Source organism: Leptolyngbya cf. ectocarpi LEGE 11479 (genome assembly GCF_015207065.1).
Taxonomy (GTDB): Bacteria; Cyanobacteriota; Cyanobacteriia; order Phormidesmidales; family Phormidesmidaceae; genus Leptothoe; species Leptothoe ectocarpi.
Window position 1 is genome coordinate 1 of sequence record NZ_JADEXP010000108.1, and the last position, 16,978, is coordinate 16,978.

Consider the following 16,978-nt stretch of genomic DNA (forward strand, 5'->3'; position numbering starts at 1 on the left):
ACCAAGTCTGATGAAATTGGAGCATTCCCTCATGAAACGAGCTGTTTAACCGTCTTTTTCCTTGTCATTGAGCGAGACCATGCTAAACATGACCGCAAATCTGTGGCGAAAAATTCATGACACTAACGGTTAGGTGTTACTAAATCTGAGGATGCTGTCAGTCGTTTCTGAGGATGCCGTTACTGGAGTTTTCGCTAACGAGATCGCACCCCCAAAAGTTACCAATAATCACTAACCGATAGCTCGCGTCACCTCTAAAACAGGCAACAGTCCCCATCAAGAACGAAACCCAACGGACTCACTCTATTGGGTTTCGTTCTGCAGCTAAACCTACAACCGCCTCACCACGATGCTCATTTGTTCTCCCTGGTCGGAGCGAATCACCAGATTGCCCTCGGGAATTTCGATCAGCGGGCTCCACTGATTCACTTCAACGTAGTTCAAGTTGTGCAGCAGATGTCGGGTTTGGTGAATGCCGCCGGGGCTGCCCAGCAGAATGACGCGGACGATTTCGCCCGGTGGCTGGGCAAACGACAGGTCGAGCGGTAAATCAGGCGGATCGGTTAGCAGACGGTGGTTAGGACTCGTCTGCGGCGCATGTCGATCAATCATAGGGAGGCTCCTTGGGTTATTTGGTGAACCGCCGCGCTGCCAGGAAACGATGTCCCGGCAGCGCTTGGCGGGTTTAGGAAACCTCCCAAAAAGATAGCCACCCCAGAAATGCAACCGGGGTGGCGTACCATAGGATAGCCGAACCGGGCTGCGTATATCAGCCGGGGGACGTTAGCCGGGCAGGGGTGCTCGAACACCGCTGTCTGGCGTCAGGCCAAATTTTTGGGAGCAATAGCGTTGCCGCTATTAACATTTCACAGTATGGCGGTAGCGGAGGAATGTCAATATAGCTCGCTCAGATGACGGTCTTCGTTCGAAATACAAGATCTGCTGAGAAAAGTAGGCTGTTTAAAAAATCTCGTTATTTACCTACAAGTCCCTAGGCACGACGAAACAACAATAAGCACCAAGCAGGTATCAAAGGTAGAATGAGATATAACAAATACTGTAAGAACGACACAATATCGCTAGGTCTAACTAAAATAATCTCTTCCAATAGGGGTAGCGCGAATGACAGCATCATCAGGCTAAATAGTCCAACGATGAGTCTTCCGCGTTTAAATTTTATCCATCGCAACCGGGTTGCAAGACCGATGAGCAAGGCTTCTACCGCAACAACTATCTGGATATAAGCTGCACCTATCGCTAATCCTAGCATCCAATTCTCAATCGGCCTCACCTGATCTGGATTGAGTGTTCCATACCACCAATCGTGCCACCAGGCTGTGAACCCTATCAAGATCAGCAACCCCAACAAGCTGATTAGCCCAAGAATTATGGTTCGTAGTAGCTTGGAAAGAGACATGACACAGTAGAGAATTAGAAGATTGAGTGGTCGAGGCCACCAGGGCACACCCGTTTCCAACTATTACATAGTTTAAATTGTCCATTCTGGTCAGAATCAACCGCCGGGCAGTTCCTGAATTGCCACAGGTTTGGATTTACAAAATTGTGCTGCCCTTACAATAAATCAACCTATGTCGTTGTAAGGATGTCGCATCATGAAACGATTTTTGACCTGGAGTGCGATCGCACTGCCGCCTGCCCTGCTTGTTCTCCTATCCCTAAAACCCCTAGAGATTAACTCAATTCGTTTGGTTGGCTGCTTGGCTGCTGTATTCCTGGCGGTGGCGCTGATGGTAATTTCTGGGCTCCGGTCTCAACGTTTTCGACGACAGGTGGCGTTATCCTTTGTCCTGGTAGCCTCCATCACTGTATTTAACTGGCCGCTGAGAGTAGCCTATGGGTTCTCTCGTCCTGCCTTTGACCAAGTCACGCAACAGGTGATGGCAGGAGACACCATAGAAACGCCCCGACGCATCGGCTGGTTCCGGATTGAGCGGGTTGAGGCTCCCGGCCCTGCTGCCAATGGCATTGATAATCATGGACTGCGCCTGTGGACCGGCATTCACCCCAATGGCAATACCGGCTTTGTAAAAGCGAGCCCCGATAATCTGCGGTTCAATCTATGGAGTCACTTTAAGTTAGATGAAACCTGGCAGTTTATCGCTGAAGACTAGATGAAATCATCCCGGGGATCAGCAACGCCAGCTGTTCTACTTATTTAGCTGGAACCGCCTTATCAACGCCATCCGAGGAGCAGTTTTGAACACCACGTCCTCTCAGAAAACCAGCAATGACAGTTTCGGTCTCCCCCTGCAATTCAGGGTCAAGATAGTAGTTGCATAGATCAGAAATATGTAGCTTCTCAAGCAATTTTTGTTGTTGTTCGCTACTGAGTTGTTCAAGGGATGACAAGCTTGGTGACATGCACCCATAGGCAGAAAAGCAAAGCAACGATATACAGGTACCCAATAAGAGTTTATTCATAGTTTTAGAAGAAAAATACTCGACATCAGCTGGCACTTTATATTGAGGGCAGCGGTAGATGCATCCGAATCTTAATCTGTAAGCACATGGAACATGGAACAGTATGCAAACAGCATCCCCATCAATATAGCTCCCGACCGTGTAATCGTCAGAAATAAGGCCTGATGGACGTTCGGCGAAACCATGTAAGTATGAACCGCAACGCAAATCGGGACAATGAAGATTAATGCTCCAGCCAGGAGCTTCCATTTAACGGGTAAGGTGCCTTGATGAAGCCTTGGTACACGACGACTAAGTTCGATGGCTGCAAGCAATGCCAATAGAGGTAATCCAATAAACGTACTGCCATGCTGCAAGGCGTTATAGCCGGGTACATGCAACCCACCCATTTCGATAGAAGAATTCAGCATGGGAATTAATTGGGTCCCCCATCGGCCTTTGTGGGTAAATGCATCCCATATTTGATGCGTACCTGCCCCCACTAAGATGGCCAATGCAACGCCGATAAGCTGGCTGCCCAAGAGTGTTTGCTTAAGAATATTTGGCTTGGATGGCAGCCGAGATGCGAACCACACCGGCAAGAGGGCAATCATTGGCTTGCGCAGCACAAGTTCAAACAGGAAGAATCCGCCCATGCCAAGGGGCAAACATATGGAGAATAGCCCCAAAAGGGAGTGGGCTTGGGCGTAATTAACAATTGGGAAAAACAGCGGCAGGTCAGGAATCATGGCCCCAATTGCAAATGCAGAAAAGGGGGCGACACGTCGCAATGGCCAAAACGGCAGAACGGCTACAATATGTGTTGGAGTAAATGGCATGGATAACAATAAGGAAAGATTTTCTCCTAGCGGAGTAGATACATCATGAACGTCTTAATCGTTACGCTGGGCTCTCGCGGTGATGTGCAACCCTGCGTTGCTTTGGGTAAAGGACTCAAGACCGCTGGACACGAAGTTACCGTTTGCACAAGTACTCTTTTTCAATCGTTTATTACTGAGCAGGGTTTACACTACGGCCCCATGAATAATCAGCTGATGCAGCTGATGGACTCAGATATGGGGTGCGATGCAATGGAGAATACCCACAATCTGTGGGGAACCATTCGCACCACCATAAAACTGTTCTCCCAGGTAAAGGTCATGTATCGCCAGACCCTGCAGGATATCTGGCAAACCACACAAACGGTTGACCCCGATGTGTTGATTTTGGCATCTAAAGTCGCGTTTATGGCTGAATCCATTGCCGATAAACAAAAGATTCCCCTGGTTATCGCCCTACCGTTCCCTCAGTTTGTTCCCACAGATCAATCCCCGGCGATGGGTTTTCCAGATTGGCCGTTGGGCCGCTGGTATAACCGACTCACCTATTGGATTGTGCATACAGCCATTGGGTTATATGGGGGCATCCCTAATGAATTTCGCCGTAAGGTTTTGCAGCTACCGCCCAAGCCTAAAAAGATGGACCTGTTGCACCGGGCGGATGGCAACCCTATTCCTGTGCTCCATTGCTATAGCCAGCAGGTTGTTCCCCGTCCTACAGACTGGCCAGAGTCTGCCCATGTCAATGGCTATTGGTTCTTGGACCAACAAGATAACTGGCAGCCTCCGGATGACTTGCAAGCATTTTTAGATGCGGGGTCACCTCCCATTTATATTGGCTTTGGCAGCATTTCTGGCCGCCAACCCCAGCGACTGGCTAAGGTTGTTATTGAGGCATTACAGGCTACTCATCAACGAGGTATTCTGGCAACGGGCTGGGGCGGTCTCCAGGCAGGCGACTTACCCAAAACAGTTTTCCAGCTGGATCAGGCTCCCCACGACTGGCTGTTTCCAAACGTGTCAGCCGTCATCCACCATGGCGGTGCAGGCACCACTGCAGCAGGGTTACGGGCCGGATGTCCCACGCTGATTTGTCCTTTCTTTGGCGATCAGCCGTTTTGGGGCAAACGGATTTACACGCTAGGTGTGGGGCCAAAGCCGATTCCGCAAAAGCGGCTGACGACCGACAAGCTAGCTGCAGCCATGCATGAGCTTGTTGAGAACGAAACCATGCGCCGTAATGCTGAAACATTAGGTGAGAAAATTCGGGCTGAAGATGGTGTGGGAAATGCGATCACAATCCTAGAAACCACATTCTCTGCTCAATTAGCAGGTCGTTAAACGATACCTATCCAAGTGTTCAATGCTATGAAGCCTTATTCAATTGATTTACGATAAACCCATTTTTTATCTTAAACCTGCTGATGAAGCAATCAGTTCCCACACATATGAGAAAAGGAATGTATATGAGAACTTTAAAGAGCTATCTTAGAGGAAAACTTGCTGTCCAATTCACTGCTCTAAAAGATTAGAAGAAAAGCACTCATTTGTTCAGAAAGATTGTCCCATAGCTGTTTACGGACAACAAGGCTGGAAATTGTTGCGACTTTGGCCTGTTCCCAAGCTTGGGTATCATCCTTACAAATGCGGCTGAGCAGCTCTAACCCCATGGGGATATGCCGTTCTTCATCCACACAAAGATGGCGCTGACAGTAAGCCTGTAAAAGCTGACAGGACAATGGGTTAGACATTTCTACCGATTGTAGCTGTTTAAGAATCTGGGTAAATAGAGGGCCAACGATAGCCTCTCGGGCCAACAAAAAAGCAGCAGCCACAGCGGGTGTTGAGCCCTGACAAATAGTCCACGTGTGTAGCACAAATTCTCGGACAGTTGGGGACACAGGGCTCCCAGGAATATCAAGGCTCAAACGGAGAGCGGTCTCCAGAGGTTCGCCGTTTTGTAACCGATTCATCAGTGAACAAATGGCTCGAGTATCCGCCCCGATCTCCTCCATGGCAGCTATATAAAATTGCACATGGCTCATGTATTGTCCTGGCGCGATCTCTTCACTCTCCTCATCTAGAATAATTTCATTGATTAGGCGAGTTGCGATCGCATCCTCTGACGGACACCAAGGAGTCGTTACGCAGGTCAACCGCTGCTGCAGTGTCTTAAGCAGCAGCATGTTATCCCACACCGCAAAGACATGGGAACTCATAAAACATCTAATGGCCGCAAGCGTGCTCAGCTGGCCATAGAGCCGATGCTCCTGTAAGACAACCTGATGGGGCTTAATCCGCTCCAAGAGAGAATCCAGTTGAGCCTTCCCGGCGATGTGACCTGCGCTGATCATGGCCTAGCTGCGTTCCCAACGAAACTTGCGCTGATCCTCTGAAATAGGAATGTCGTTGATGCTAGCAAACCGTTTTTGCATCAGACCATTTTCGGCAAACTCCCAGTTCTCATTGCCATAGGAACGGTACCAATAGCCCGAATCATCATGCCATTCATATTCAAATCGCACCGCAATCCGATTATCCTTAAAGGCCCACAGTTCTTTTTGTAAACGATAGTCTAGCTCTTTATTCCACTTGCGAATCAAGAATTCTTTGATCGCCTCTCGTCCCGTAAAAATTTCAGACCGATTGCGCCATTCGGAATCAACGGTATAGGCCAGACAGACCTTTTCCGGGTCTCGGGTATTCCAGGCAGCCTCGGCACCCTTGATTTTGGCCATGGCGGTTTCAAGGGTAAATGGAGGAAAAGGAGGTTTACTTTCCATAGGTCAACGCTGATGGTGAGTTTGGGTGAATCTAAGCAAACAGGCGCAATACAGAACGGCTGCTAAAGGTATCCACACCGTTCGTTTGGCTAGATAAAACCTACCGTTCGTTCGGTACAGTCGTCAAGATGGAATGCCCCTACGATTCAACCCTAAAATCTTGGCGTCTCTCGAGCAATAATCACCAACCGATCGTCTGTGGCTAACACCAAACTTGTCGGCGGGTTAACCTGGGTGGTGCGTTCTCCATTCACTATGGATTCTATGGCCAACAACAACGCATCAGATTGTTGTTTGAGGTGTTGAGACAATTGCCAATAAGACTTTCCTAACCAAGCGGCGGGCACCTCTACTTCGTAAATTTGCTGACCACTCTGCACCGTTAGCAACTCAGCGAGGGCCTCCACCGAGCCTTGATTGCGGGTAGATGTGGCAATCAGATGGCTAGCGACTTCTTCTGTCACAATGACATCATCCACACCCGCTAGTTTGAGTTGCACATCGTTGCGTCGATCCAGCAGCTGAGCGCAGGTATAAATGGAGGGATTGAGTTTTTCAATGGTGAGGGCAGCTAGTACTGTGCGAGCATCTCGGTCTTGGTCAGTGCGAGGGTGGGTGGCATCCGCCAACAAAATCGCCCGCGAGGCGTGGAGAATACCAACCGTTTCGAGAATATCGATTTTAGTGTAGTCCTCAGGATAAAAGTACAGCTGGAACTGATTGAGATGTTTAAGAGACTGGGAGGGGTCTTCGGTATCCTCGGCCACAATCACCAAAGCACAGTGTTTCATGTCGTCACCAGCCAGCAGTTCCTCCACAATCAGGTGACCGCCACGATTCCAGCCACAAATGACAATATGATCTCGCAATTCATCAATTTCCAAGGCTTTGAAATCCATAAAGGTTTCTAGTTTGCGCATCATGACGGCGGAAACAACACCGGTAAAGATAGCGAAGGTGGTCAGACCACCCATCATTACCATCAAGGTAATGACCCGACCTATATCGGTTTGAGGGTCGCCGCCAATGGGCTCTCCGGCCACCAGGGATAAAAAGCTCCACCACATGGCATCGCGGAGGGTGTCAATGCTGGGATTAGTCGGTGCTTCAAACAGGTACATGGCCAGCCCGCCCGTGAGCACAATCAGACCAATCACCATAAACACACCGATCTGCATACCGAGACTGGTGGCAATGGCACTCGATAATCGTCCCAAACTGCGATTCAGTAAAATGCCCGCCCGCAGCAATCGCAAAATCCGCAATAGTCGCAGCAGTCGGAACGCCGTGATCATCGGCATCACCGCTAAAACATCGAGCCAGTAATTACGCCAGAAGCGACGTTTTTTACGGGCCACCCAGTAGCGCAGCCCCAGCTCAGCGATAAAAATACTGGTCAGCCCCCCTTGCAGATGACTCACCCAACGAATCGTCAGACCACGGGTTTCTAGAACAACCTCAGACACCACCAGCAAAACCGACAGCAAAATCAGCCCGATCAACGTAATTTCTGTCTGAGGTGCATGGAGAAAGCGGTCAATGTAATCGCGCGGAGTCCGGGAAACGCCCACAGTTATCAAGCCTGACTAGATAGGGGATAGGGGATAAGTTTTTTTTATAAAATTCAAAAATTGTATCTGCAGAGACATTCCATGGAACGCTCATACGGCCAAAAGTAGGGCCTAATTAATCGATTTTCAGCATACCTGAGGGAGTATAGACTGCGACCAGATGATTTTACAGCGATGAATCGCTATCCTTAGAGCCTAAGTACACAGTTGCTCTCTGGTGAAACTATCGCTACGGTCGCTGATTACCATTCCTTTGATTGCGCAGGTCGGGTAACAACTTAAGCCGGGAAAAGCTCTGCATGTAAAGGTTGTGCCTGATGTGCTCCTGATTGCCAATGATATTAGCGATCGCATCGCTGAACGCGAAAAATTGCGTCAGAGTGAAGAACGCTGGCAGTTAGCGCTACAGGGCAATAATGACGACATTTGGGACTGGAATATTGCCGCTGGTCAAATTTTTTATTCGGTGCGCTGGAAAAATATGCTGGGCTATGATGATAGCGAAATTGGGCATCAAAAAAGTGAGTGGGAACGCCGTCTGCATCCAGAGGATCGAGACCGTGTTTTACAGGCGACCCAGGCCCATCTAGACCGGCACACGCCTTTCTTTACAGAAGAGTATCGTCTGCGCTGTAAGGATGGTCAATATAAGTGGATTTTAGATCGCGGTCAGGCCCTGTGGGATGCCGATGGCAATCCCATTCGCATGGTTGGCTCCCATACTGATATTAGCGATCGCAAGCGTAACGAAGCCACAATTCAGGGACAAGAGCAGTTTCTGCGAAGCATTTACGATGGGGCACTGGTTCCGTGCAGTAGTCTCTATGGTCATCCTACTGCACGGAACCAGTGCCATGCCGCCAAACTGCGTCAAATCTTGATAAATCTGCTGGGCAATGCCGTCAAATTCACCCACCATGGCCACATTCATGGCTTCATCAACTACAGACGGCATCCAGTCTAGCCGATGCAGAATCCGTCTCTCAGCTAATTGACGAACTTCCATCTACCCACGCCCAGTTAGCCACAGCCCTTACTCAGTTAGTTCAAGGATTTCGCTGTGACTTAATTGCAGAATTCGCCACCTCATCCATACAACAATAGAAACCCTAGATTTAGAATGTAAAAATATACCCAGTATCTCCACTGTACTAAGGTAATTTCTTGAAAATCTGATTAACGCCCCTTGCCCTGAGTTTGATGCCCCATGCCCCTATCATTAGACACAGCCAACAATTCCGCTATCTTCGCAGATATCCTGGTCGTGGATGATGTCCCTCCAAATCTTGACTTCTTGTCTACAGTCTTGACACAGGAAGGCTACAAAGTGCGTAGTGCGATCAACGGTCAAGTCGCGATCAAAATTGCCCAAGCGGCGCAGCCAGATCTTATTCTTCTGGATATTAAAATGCCCGGTATGGATGGCTATGAAGTGTGCCGTCTACTTAAAGCCAATCCGTTAACTCAAAAAATTCCAGTCATCTTTTTAAGTGCACTAGATCAAACGGGTGACAAGGTCAAAGCATTTGGTCTAGGTGGCGTAGACTATATCCCTAAACCCTTTCAAGCAGAAGAGCTACTCGCCCGTGTCGGTAATCATCTCAAGCTACGGGCTGCCCAGTCTGAAGTCCAAAAACTCAATACAGAGCTAGAACAACGAGTTATACAGCGCACCTCTCAGCTAGAACAAGAAATTAATGAACGTCTGCGCATGCAAGAAAAGATTGTTCACATGGCCACCCATAATAGCCTGACCAATCTGCCCAATCGGGTTCTACTCGCTCAGCGATTACAGCAAGTACTCACCCAGTTATCGCTAAATCAGAACCAGGGTTTAGCCTTGCTGCTCATCAAGTTTAATAAGCTCCAGCTTGTTAAAAATTCCTTAGGACACAATGCCGTCGATCAACTCATAGTAGCAATAACCCGACGGCTAGAAACAGTTATAGAATCCGGTTCATTTCTCGCCAATTTTGGAGAAGATACCTTCGCAATTTTGAACGAGGCCAGCAATAATCAAACCCAAATTTTGAAATTTGCAGAAAAACTTCAAAAGGAGTTTAGCTATCCCTTTTACATTAACAACCACTCCGTCTATGGACAAACTGATATTGGTATTGTCTTAGCCTCTACACAATATAAACAATCTATCCATATGCTCAGAGATGCCAGCACAGCTCTATCCCAAGCCATCTCTGACGGTATGGGAAAAATTGAGATATTTAAAGCTGAGATGCATCAGCGGACCCTCTCGTTCTTTGAGGTGCAAAATGAGCTTTACAGGGCCTTACATAATCATGAGTTAACCCTTGTTTATCATCCGATTATTGCTTTAGCAGATAATTCTTTAAATGGCTTAGAAACACTTGTCCGCTGGAATCATCCTCAGAGAGGGTATCTCACCGCTGAAGAGTTTATTCCTATAGCAGAAGAGACCGAACTCATCCTTCAGCTAGACCGCTATGTGCTGCGAAATGCCTGCCATCAACTCAAGGAGTGGCAAAATCATAATTTATTGCACCCGTCCTTTAGATTACATGTCAATTTATCAGCGCAGCAGTTAGCCCAGCGAGATTTCATCGATTACCTGGATAACATATTGGCAGAAACTCAGATTGATCATCAAAATCTGGCGTTTGAGATTACTGAGTACGGTCTGATGCAGCAAACCGATGTGTTTTTGGCCACCCTAGAACAGCTCAAACGATACCAGATCACGGTTAGCATTGATGATTTTGGGACAGGTTACTCATCGCTGCACTACCTGTATAGCTTAAAAATTGAAAACTTAAAGATTGATCGTTCCTTTGTTCACCAAATGAACACCACCAAAGGTCTCAAGGTAATCCAAGCAATTATTAATCTAGCCCACGAGTTAGGTATGACTGTGACGGCTGAAGGCGTGGAAAATTCAGTCCAGTTAGCTACACTGGAGACCTTGGGATGCGAGTACATGCAGGGTTATCTCTGGGGTAAGCCCACTGATGGACCCACCATCAGCGCTCAGTTGTAATAGTCATGAGTCATGCCAATGGCTTGAGCGCTCAGAGCACAATTCAACCTTGAGGTAGATTCGCTTTATAGTTTTGTAGTGGGGTTAGTCAAGATATCCGATGTTGAGTTCATTTTTTGCCTGCCTGAGATTTAGGTTACTAGGTGCTGTAGGGATCGCCCTCTTTCCCCTGACCGTGATGACTCCGGCTCACGCTGAAGAAACCGTAGCATACTGTGATTCTCCCCTCTACGCGATCAATGTTTATCGGGACTTTACTTCAGAGACATCCGCAACATCTTTAAATATTCGTGTCTTCTGGCGGGAAAAATCTTTGATTTTTGCGGATTTACCCGCACGACGCAGTCACTTTTTTAATGAAGGCTTTACCTATACAAGCCAGTCAGAAGTATCTGATGACTACAGCACGTCTCTCTGGACGCTGTTTATTCCAGCAAATGAAGGTCAGTCCTGTTTGATATTTAGAAACGGTGAGGCTTTTGATAATGGTAATGTAACCCAGCGAGAAGTTCGATCGCTTTAGAAAACTCTCTTGAGCCAGCTGCTTTACCAACTGGTCGCAGTTTATCGTTCATCCACGGCAATACTAGTTTTCAAATTGCTTGTAGCCAATCAACGACTTCTTTTAGCGATCGCACCCCATAGTCTGCATACTCTGACCACATAAACTCACCTGCATTGTCAATGTAGACCGTCGCTGTGCTCGCCCGCTGTCCTGCCATCAGGTCAAACTTATAATCTCCCACCATCACGGCGTCTGTGGAGGCCGCTTCCCAAGTGTTTAAAAGCGCCCAAATACCATCCGGTTCCGGCTTAGGGGCATGGCAATCACGACTGAGCACGAGTGTGGGCTCAAAAAAATCCATCAAACCACAGGCATTGAGGGTTTCATGGGCAATATCCTTGCCGTTACGAGTCAGGATACCAATGTGTTTCCCCTGATTGCGCAGCAGTGCTAACAGCTCGTGGGCACCTGGCTGGGCAGTGGCTTTACTGGCAATGTCTAACTCTATCTCTCGCAGCTGTTTATGTTTCACTGCTGCCATATCTGGCGGCAGCCTGCGCAAGGATTCTAAAATTGGCGAACCCACAGGCAGCTCTAACGCTGCTCGGATGGCGTCAAAATCATGGATGCCCAGGGTCAACGTGCCATCCATATCAAATACCCAGCAGGTGCGATTAGCTAGATTATCGTTTCCAGTTAGCTGCATGCTCCACTCCTGTTTGGCCTCTGTCGGTCAGTCTAAAAGCCGAACATAGCCCCAGCGTCCACTTTCCAGTCGCCTCTCTAAGACTGGGCTAGCCGTCCCATCATATCCTCCCACATAGTCCACCCAGATACCGCCATAGTTCACCTGGGCATAGCCCTGGGTCATCGATTGGATGTCTGAGAATTTGGGCGGAACAACCAGGGTTCCTTGGCGATTAATAAAACCAATGGTTTGTCCCACCTGAAGGCTAGCAAATCCATTGACAAACTTGCCTAGCGTTAGGGGCTGGTCGCCAAATGTCTCTAAAAAGCGCTGAGGTAAAATCACCCATTGGCCATCGCGGTTGATATAGCCATTGTCGTAACTATTGATGCGCTGCTCCGATGGTTGTTGTACGGCGGCTAAGCCCTCAGAAAAGTCTCCTCCCATCTGACTCAGCCCCTGGATGACCCAGGTTCCAGTTTTATCGATATAGCCATAGCGTTGCTCGGTGGTGCCGATGACCGCTGCTGCTAATCCTTCAGAAAAGTGGCTGGCTCCGGCTAGTGTCGGTGCGATCACTTGCTGACCGGTACGATCGATAAATCCATATTGTCGTTGCCAACGAGATTCGCCAGGCACTTCAATCCGGGCCAATCCTTCAGAGAAGGGAGAAGCTGCATGGGGCTGTGGCGCAATCACCCAGGCTCCGGTGGGGTCAATAAATCCCCACTGGTTATCGACTCGCACCGCCGCCAGCCCTTCGCTAAAGGGCTGGGCGGCGTCAAACTGTAGCGGTATGGTGAGGTTGCCTGTGGGGTCAACAAAGCCATATTGGCCACTGTTAGAGACCGGGGCTAGGCCCTCAGAAAAATGACCGGCTGTATCAAATTGGGGAGCGATCGCAATCGTCCCCACCTCATCAAAATATCCCCACTTGAGGCGACCATCACTGGCTTGGAATAAGGTCGCGACTCGGTTATCTTGCGTTTTTTTGAGCCTGACAATTATCCAGTCAGCTGGGGCTGTCGCGATAATGGCCAGCTGTTGCTGTGGGTCAAACCAACCGTGTTGTCCCTGGCTCCTGGCCCGCTGCAGCCGTTCCCATGCTGGCGACAGGTCAAAATGTTGATTTCCTGCCACAGCCGCCATGGGCACTAAACCATCCCACCCAAAGGATTGACACAGAAAGGCTGCAATATCAGCACGACTGCTAGCTGCCTGCGGTCGCAGTTGTTGCCCATGGGGATAGTCCACAATTAAAAAGCCAGCGGCGGCCGCCGCAATCTGATCCTGAGCCCAGGCCGGGGTTTGGTCGCCATCTTGCAAAAACCCGTTGAGCACAGTATCGGCCTCTGGTGGCACGGCTAAACCTCGGGGTCGGTCCTGATAGTCCGTGGGAATCAGCGTCGAGAGAATAGCCAGGGCTTCGACTCGAGCGATGGGCTGGTTGGGGCGAAAGGTGTTGTCTGGGTAACCAACAAAGATTCGTTTTTGATAGGCGGTTGCGATCGCAGATTTAGCCCAATGCTGACTGGACACATCGGCAAAATTTGGCACCGTTGTTGTCTGGGTGCGTACCCCCGGAAAGCTATTGAGCATCAGCACAGCAAACTCGGCCCGAGTCAGCGAGTTCTGGGGACGAAAGCTGCCATCGGGATAGCCATTGAGTTTGTTGTCAGCGGCTAGGCGTTCAATGCAGCCCTTGGCCCAGTGCTGTTGCGTATCGGCAAATGTCTGGGCAGTAGCGGGCAAGGTGGAGATTATAGCAGCGGACAGACCAACCCACAGGCTATTGCTTAACGATCTCACAAATTTGCCAACCATTTTTCAGCCCGCCTATAGTTATCGTTTTCAACTTGCTTAATCGCCTGCTTAAAGTTGAGCGTTACCCCCCATACATCTGTTGCAAACCGGTTTTCCTGCTTCATCTGGTCAAAGAAATTGACCGCCTCAATGTGCGACAGTTTTCCCTCCGACTTGGCAATGTGCATAAACACATCAAACACAAGAAATAGCACACTAGCCTACAGAAAGGTCTAGCTTGAAGCAAATGCTTACAAGGTGGCACGGCTGCCGCTGACTTTAATTTCAATATTTTTAGAGGCCAATCGTTGAAAAGGATCCAAATAGGGTTACTACAATAGCCATGAATGATAATTAGAGTTTAGCGAATTAGCAGGTTGGGGCTAACGCAGCCTAGCAAAGCTATTCTGGCATATTGGCTCAAAATATCAAGAATATTTGATAAATTCTCATGATCATAACCAAATCATGAAAGCACAGGACTTTCTAGCTAACAGAAAACTCTTTCAAGCGGTCTTAAATCCTGTTAGTCGATAACCCCATGATTTGAATTTTACAGCCTAAATCTTCTGCAGAAACCTGCTCAGAATATACATCATCGACCCCACCGCAACCCCAAACTTAACGCCATCAGGAACAACCCAGTACGTTGGGTTGTAGGGTTAGGTTCTACGTCCACTGCTCAGGCTCATTAATAACTAAATCGCACCTTGACTAGGCTCTAAAAGAGATTTATAGTTTGTTCCAGGTCGTTCGACGACCCTACTACAGAACTGAATATCTAGCACTGTCGGCAGGTGCGTCACCACCTAACCGACAGCTGACCCACAGCTGACGAAGGCAACTGCGGGCTTTGGTTATTATGCCTTAGCATCCCCGGTGTGCATACATCTCGTGCGGTTTGCTAAGGTGTTCGGTTCTGGTTTCCTTCGCAAACCCTACGTTTTGGAGATCAGAATCCATGTTTCAATATCCATCCGACGACGCTGACGCGGCGAAATCTGAGCCTGCTCCGTTACCAGAGCACCCGTTTGAGACCGTCCGCCACACGCTGCTTGGCACCCTAACCAGCGTACGCAACACCATCACACTGCTACACAAACTCAACTACGCCGACCCCAACGATTGGAGTAAGCCTCTACCCACCGGGCGACCCAATGAGGTCATGGCCATCTTGACCAAACGAGTCAGGGTCGATTAATAGAAGCTTAACTTTGTGTAGGGTGGATTAGCGATTATTCGCGTAATCCACCAATTTTCTAGGAACAAGGATTAAATTGCTATCCCCCTTCTATGTCCTCAACACTTATCCCCATATACTTAGCAATTTCCTGTGTAGATAAACCCGCTGCTTTCATCTGTCCAACAACTCGCTGTCGTTCTTTCCCTCGGCCCTCTTCTCGGCCCTCTTCTCGGCCCTCTTCTCGGCCCTCTTCTCGGCCCTCTTTCAAACCTTTCTCTCGACCCTCTTGAATCAAGGTCCGGGCAATATTGTTCATATCGCGGTAATACTTCAAACTTTCCTGATATATCGTCTGTTCTTTTTGAGAAAAATTAGCGATCTCAGCCACACTAAATAGCTGATTAAAGACGCCCTCGCGGAGTGCAGCGGGTGGTTCCTCGAACTGAGCCAGATTTTTTAACAGAAACAGCCATTTGTCAGTCTGGGATTCCAACTCATCTAAGGACTTGGTGAATTTTGGCAGTTCGATGTAAATAAACTTGAGTTTGTCGTAGAAGACCTCGCAATGCTGATTCTTAAGTTCAACGGTGTGGATAATGGTACCTTCATGCTTGTGGTCGTCAAAAACGAAATCGAGCACACCAACGGTATATACCGCCGTTAGCTCATAGTTCCATTCACCTTTTTGTGCCTGCTCTTGAATAGGGAAGGTGGCATAGTAAACACTACGATCTTTGAAGAAGTTTTGCTTTGCTTTCTGAATTTCAACAATAAAGCATTCACCCGTTACAGCTTCACAATAAATATCGAAAATGGCTTTTCTATCAATTGAGGTCCTACCGAAGAATTCAGGATTTTTGAAGGTCACATCCTGAATACGATGGTGCTCTGGCAAAAGGGTATTGAGAAAATCAATCAATAACGCCTTATTTGGCTCCGTGCCGAAGACACGCTTGAAGCCAAAATCGGTGAGTAGGTCAATGTATTTGTCTGGAAGTAGGAAAGCCATCTTGAAAGTGCTGACCACGTCTAGCATTGAATCTTTTCAGGACGTAGTTTAGCGTTTGCCAACGCCAGCGGTCGTCGGGGTATCTGTCTATAACTCTAACGCTTTATTTGAAATTGGACTATCGTATGTGATGGTGGGCGATCGCGCGTCTACATAAGCTCAACTACGCTACAACGCAGCTAACACTCTAGAATTGTACGCTTCGTATGAACCCGGTGCGATCGCATCTGACTGACCGATTACTATTAGAACAGTACTCCATCAACGGTTACCCCCATGCCCCAGGCTAAAGAGCCCCCACAGCCAGCGCCGCCACTGCCACCGTCGGAAAGCCTACCGACAATGTATGATCTGCCGAGTGAAATTCCTGAGGGTCTGCCGGACGAGTTTAACGAGACAGCTTTGGTATAACAATTAAACAAGAACTAGAAACTAAGCTGTTGTTGAAAGTATGAACGGTAGATATCACAGCTGGGCACGGCTTTATACCCATTAATGGTAATAAGCCCAAGGCTCTCTAAGCGATACATAGTGACAGCATCTAGCTCCACACCTTCGTCAGAAGAGATTACCTGCTGGAACGCAGTGGCCAAATCTTGCTCTTCTTTTAAGAGTGCGAGATAACCACGTAGGTGAGTACCATAAATACCAGATGGTGTAGATATTGTTTTAAGGAGTGTATCAAGCGATAGAGAATGGGTAGCCAGGTGATATAGAAAAATGTTGACCAGATAAGGATGCCCACCCACTGAATCTACCAGGACCTTGCCCAATTGGTCGTGACTTGGCTCTACACCATAGCGAGCCGCTAATTCAGCTACCTGGGCAACGGTGAATTTAGGTAACTTGATGGCTTGACCAATGTTAAAAGGCGATTGATGTATTTTTAATGGGACATAAATTTCAGTAGCATGAACAATCACAATGCGTAGGTTCCGCCAAAGAAAGTTCCATCGAGCTTTTTCATGCCAGGAGCGCAGCAGGGGAAAAAAGTCTTGAGCGACCGTGGGATGTTCAATTAATCGCTCAGCTGCCCCAATAATCAAGACGGTAGGCGTTTTTCTGTTTTCTAGGAGATATTCTTGGTAGTAGAGTTCACTGCTGACCTTATGGCCCATGGATGCATCCCAAAACTCGGCGAGTTTTGGCGATAGATTTAAGGC

The 16,978-nt window shown here is 48.3% G+C and carries 19 protein-coding genes; 7 read left to right on the plus strand and 12 right to left on the minus strand.

The annotated features are described in order from the left end of the window. Positions 1 to 330 precede the first annotated feature (330 nt). Together IQ260_RS13215 and IQ260_RS13220 are read right to left on the minus strand one after the other, a co-directional pair. The gene (locus IQ260_RS13215) at positions 331 to 612 is read right to left on the minus strand and encodes a hypothetical protein (protein ID WP_193993580.1); all 282 of its coding nucleotides are present in this window, start codon (positions 610 to 612) and stop codon (positions 331 to 333) included. A 379-nt stretch (positions 613 to 991) separates the two neighbouring features. Then, on the minus strand, positions 992 to 1,417 hold the full coding sequence (locus tag IQ260_RS13220) for a hypothetical protein (RefSeq protein WP_193993581.1): 426 nt from the start codon (positions 1,415 to 1,417) through the stop codon (positions 992 to 994). Between the two features lie 196 nt (positions 1,418 to 1,613). Here IQ260_RS13220 and IQ260_RS13225 point away from each other — a divergent pair, with 196 nt between their 5' ends. Continuing rightward, positions 1,614 to 2,132 carry a hypothetical protein gene (locus IQ260_RS13225; protein WP_193993582.1) on the plus strand — a complete coding sequence of 173 codons (519 nt, stop codon included), beginning with the start codon at positions 1,614 to 1,616 and terminating at the stop codon, positions 2,130 to 2,132. Between the two features lie 40 nt (positions 2,133 to 2,172). Here the strand turns inward: IQ260_RS13225 and IQ260_RS13230 are convergent, their stop codons facing one another. Further along, positions 2,173 to 2,442, minus strand: coding sequence for a hypothetical protein (locus IQ260_RS13230; RefSeq protein WP_193993583.1), 270 nt, complete (start codon positions 2,440 to 2,442; stop codon positions 2,173 to 2,175). Between the two features lie 71 nt (positions 2,443 to 2,513). Further along, the gene (locus tag IQ260_RS13235) at positions 2,514 to 3,260 is read right to left on the minus strand and encodes a DUF4184 family protein (protein ID WP_193993584.1); all 747 of its coding nucleotides are present in this window, start codon (positions 3,258 to 3,260) and stop codon (positions 2,514 to 2,516) included. 45 nt (positions 3,261 to 3,305) lie between these two features. On the opposite strand from IQ260_RS13235, the gene IQ260_RS13240 reads away from it, so the two are divergent. After that, positions 3,306 to 4,601 (plus strand): glycosyltransferase, encoded by a 1,296-nt coding sequence (locus tag IQ260_RS13240; protein ID WP_193993585.1) that lies wholly within the window; start codon positions 3,306 to 3,308, stop codon positions 4,599 to 4,601. A gap of 179 nt (positions 4,602 to 4,780) precedes the next feature. On the opposite strand, the gene IQ260_RS13245 is transcribed toward IQ260_RS13240, so the two are convergent. From IQ260_RS13245 to IQ260_RS13255, 3 genes are all read right to left on the minus strand, one after another. Then, a complete protein-coding gene (locus tag IQ260_RS13245; RefSeq protein WP_193993586.1) occupies positions 4,781 to 5,614 on the minus strand; it encodes a DUF3050 domain-containing protein in 834 nt (277 codons plus the stop codon). A gap of 3 nt (positions 5,615 to 5,617) precedes the next feature. Continuing rightward, complete coding sequence (locus tag IQ260_RS13250; RefSeq protein ID WP_193993587.1) at positions 5,618 to 6,043, minus strand: nuclear transport factor 2 family protein; 426 nt, start codon at positions 6,041 to 6,043, stop codon at positions 5,618 to 5,620. 152 nt (positions 6,044 to 6,195) lie between these two features. After that, the gene (locus tag IQ260_RS13255; RefSeq protein ID WP_322744952.1) at positions 6,196 to 7,614 is read right to left on the minus strand and encodes an ion transporter; all 1,419 of its coding nucleotides are present in this window, start codon (positions 7,612 to 7,614) and stop codon (positions 6,196 to 6,198) included. A gap of 310 nt (positions 7,615 to 7,924) precedes the next feature. Here IQ260_RS13255 and IQ260_RS13260 point away from each other — a divergent pair, with 310 nt between their 5' ends. The 3 genes from IQ260_RS13260 (at position 7,925) to IQ260_RS13270 (ending at position 11,150) form a co-directional block, all read left to right on the plus strand. Continuing rightward, positions 7,925 to 8,578: a PAS domain-containing protein gene (locus IQ260_RS13260; RefSeq protein ID WP_322744953.1), complete on the plus strand. Its 654-nt coding sequence runs from the start codon at positions 7,925 to 7,927 to the stop codon at positions 8,576 to 8,578. Positions 8,579 to 8,821: 243 nt separating this feature from the next. Then, positions 8,822 to 10,627 carry a two-component system response regulator gene (locus IQ260_RS13265; protein ID WP_193993588.1) on the plus strand — a complete coding sequence of 602 codons (1,806 nt, stop codon included), beginning with the start codon at positions 8,822 to 8,824 and terminating at the stop codon, positions 10,625 to 10,627. A gap of 178 nt (positions 10,628 to 10,805) precedes the next feature. Beyond that, positions 10,806 to 11,150 (plus strand): hypothetical protein, encoded by a 345-nt coding sequence (locus IQ260_RS13270; protein ID WP_193993589.1) that lies wholly within the window; start codon positions 10,806 to 10,808, stop codon positions 11,148 to 11,150. A 70-nt stretch (positions 11,151 to 11,220) separates the two neighbouring features. On the opposite strand, the gene IQ260_RS13275 is transcribed toward IQ260_RS13270, so the two are convergent. From IQ260_RS13275 to IQ260_RS13285, 3 genes are read right to left on the minus strand one after another with little or no spacing between them, the layout of a single operon-like run. Continuing rightward, a complete protein-coding gene (locus IQ260_RS13275; RefSeq protein ID WP_193993590.1) occupies positions 11,221 to 11,838 on the minus strand; it encodes an HAD family hydrolase in 618 nt (205 codons plus the stop codon). A gap of 27 nt (positions 11,839 to 11,865) precedes the next feature. Next, on the minus strand, positions 11,866 to 13,644 hold the full coding sequence (locus IQ260_RS13280; RefSeq protein ID WP_193993591.1) for a WG repeat-containing protein: 1,779 nt from the start codon (positions 13,642 to 13,644) through the stop codon (positions 11,866 to 11,868). Continuing rightward, on the minus strand, positions 13,626 to 13,838 hold the full coding sequence (locus tag IQ260_RS13285; protein ID WP_193993592.1) for a hypothetical protein: 213 nt from the start codon (positions 13,836 to 13,838) through the stop codon (positions 13,626 to 13,628). The genes IQ260_RS13280 and IQ260_RS13285 overlap by 19 nt, the downstream gene beginning before the upstream one ends. Positions 13,839 to 14,584: 746 nt before the next feature. Between IQ260_RS13285 and IQ260_RS13290 the strand changes: the two genes are divergently transcribed. Beyond that, entirely contained in the window at positions 14,585 to 14,824 is a 240-nt protein-coding gene (locus IQ260_RS13290) for a hypothetical protein (RefSeq protein ID WP_193993593.1), read from the plus strand. Positions 14,825 to 14,903: 79 nt separating this feature from the next. Here the strand turns inward: IQ260_RS13290 and IQ260_RS13295 are convergent, their stop codons facing one another. Continuing rightward, a complete protein-coding gene (locus tag IQ260_RS13295) occupies positions 14,904 to 15,842 on the minus strand; it encodes an Rpn family recombination-promoting nuclease/putative transposase (protein ID WP_228015984.1) in 939 nt (312 codons plus the stop codon). 249 nt (positions 15,843 to 16,091) lie between these two features. On the opposite strand from IQ260_RS13295, the gene IQ260_RS13300 reads away from it, so the two are divergent. Continuing rightward, positions 16,092 to 16,226 carry a hypothetical protein gene (locus IQ260_RS13300; protein WP_322744954.1) on the plus strand — a complete coding sequence of 45 codons (135 nt, stop codon included), beginning with the start codon at positions 16,092 to 16,094 and terminating at the stop codon, positions 16,224 to 16,226. A 14-nt stretch (positions 16,227 to 16,240) separates the two neighbouring features. Here the strand turns inward: IQ260_RS13300 and IQ260_RS13305 are convergent. Further along, a partial coding sequence (locus tag IQ260_RS13305; protein ID WP_193993594.1) for an AAA-like domain-containing protein occupies positions 16,241 to 16,978 on the minus strand: 738 nt, incomplete at its 5' end.